This is a genomic window from Alcanivorax sp. HI0083, from assembly GCF_001635175.1.
In genome coordinates this window covers 1-1598 of the sequence record NZ_LWFX01000228.1, presented here as the reverse complement: position 1 = coordinate 1598, position 1598 = coordinate 1, and the positions used below count along the sequence as shown (strand labels likewise).

Below are 1598 nucleotides of genomic sequence, written 5' to 3'. Positions count from 1 at the left end.
AGGGCTTTTATACCCCAGTGTGCTATGCCGACGGTGGCTGTTGTAGAACATTTCAATGTAGTCGAAGACGCAGGAGTACGCCTCTTTCTTATTCGATACATCCTCGGCATAAAGCGCTTCCACCTTGAACCGAGCAAAGAACGACTCCATTGCCGCATTATCCCAGCAATTCCCTTTTCGGCTCATGCTAGGTCTTATCTTTTCACTGAGCAACAACGCCTGGTACTCGCCCGAGCGATATTGAACCCCTCTGTCCGAATGCAGTATGAGCCCTGGCTCTACATTCCTGGAGTCCCTTGCCATATTGAAGGCATCAATAATCAGCTGATTCGTAATTGTCGTATCCAGCGACCAGCCCACGATCTTTCGGGAGAATAGGTCCATCACCACAGCCAGATAAACAAAGCCCTTTTCGACTTTGATGTAGGTAATGTCTGATACCCACTTCTCATCTGGACGGCTGGCGGTAAAGTTTCTTCTAAGAAGATTGTCACTGACATGATTGTGGGCCATAACATCAGGGAAATACTTGTAGCCCTTCCCATTCCTGGCCTTAAGCCCACGTTTCGCCATCAATTTGGCAACCGTATTCTCGCTGATATCACAGCCGCTCTCATTTAGCTCGACGGTCATGCGTGGCGCCCCATACCGGGACTTGAAGCGCTTAAAGAGCGTTACCGGCTGGCGCTCAGCCTCCAATTGGCGGAGCTGACGTGGACTAGGCTTCCGATTACGCCACTTGTAGTATCCAGACCGGCTCACGCCTGCCCAGCGGCACATCTTGGTGACCGGATACTGGCCACGTAGCGATTCAATAAAGGCGTACTTCACCACTTGTCTTTGCTGAAGTACGCCGTCGCCTTTTTTAGGAATTCATTTTCCTCTTTCAGATCCACGATCTCTCTTTTGAGCGCGCGCATCTCTTCGCTTTCCTGCCGGGAGTAATCAACACCTTGCATGCTATTGAACTGCTTATCAGAAAGTCGTTTGTACTGCCTGCGCCAGTTATAAATCTGACCAGGGTGGATACCGAGCTCACGAGCCACCTCCACGGCGCTGGTACCTGGATCTTCCGATCTGCGCACCGCCTCCCTGCGGAAGTCCTCGGTGTAGTGGTTGTATTTGTTCTTACGTTTCTTGGCCATAATAAAACACCTCATTAGGTTGTAGTGAGGTGTCTACTTTTCTTGGGGAACTTGGAGGCATAACGCCTAGCACAGCCGCGAAAGTCGGCCTGCTGCTACTTGTTATGTGCCTTATCATCTGCCCCATTTGCGAACCTAAAATATCCAGGAGGAACTCCCTTGAAAAGCACCATTCCAGAAACATGTGACAATACTCCAATGACGGCAATTCCTAGAAGGGCATACGGGCTGAATGGTTCGAGGAACGAAAAGACAACGATTGCCAGCAAATCGAGCACACACACCACAAATAGAATGCCTGCCAACCCCCGAAATAGAGGCCTTACTTTCAGCTCTCTCCCCATAGCCTCAACCATCTACCCTCACACATAACGCCAGCATTTGCGGAAAATTGGAGCGTAGCGGAAATTTATCCGCAACATGCTCTTGTTAGCCATCGCTTCCGCCTCGCCC

Annotated in this window: 2 protein-coding genes; both read right to left on the bottom strand. The window is 50.4% G+C overall.

The window, feature by feature from the left end; genetic code table 11:
* A partial coding sequence (locus tag A3754_RS02500; RefSeq protein WP_063518770.1) for an IS3 family transposase occupies positions 1 to 834 on the bottom strand: 834 nt, incomplete at its 3' end.
* Entirely contained in the window at positions 828 to 1145 is a 318-nt protein-coding gene (locus tag A3754_RS02495; RefSeq protein ID WP_063518769.1) for a transposase, read from the bottom strand. The genes A3754_RS02500 and A3754_RS02495, both read right to left, overlap by 7 nt.
* Positions 1146 to 1598 lie beyond the last annotated feature (453 nt).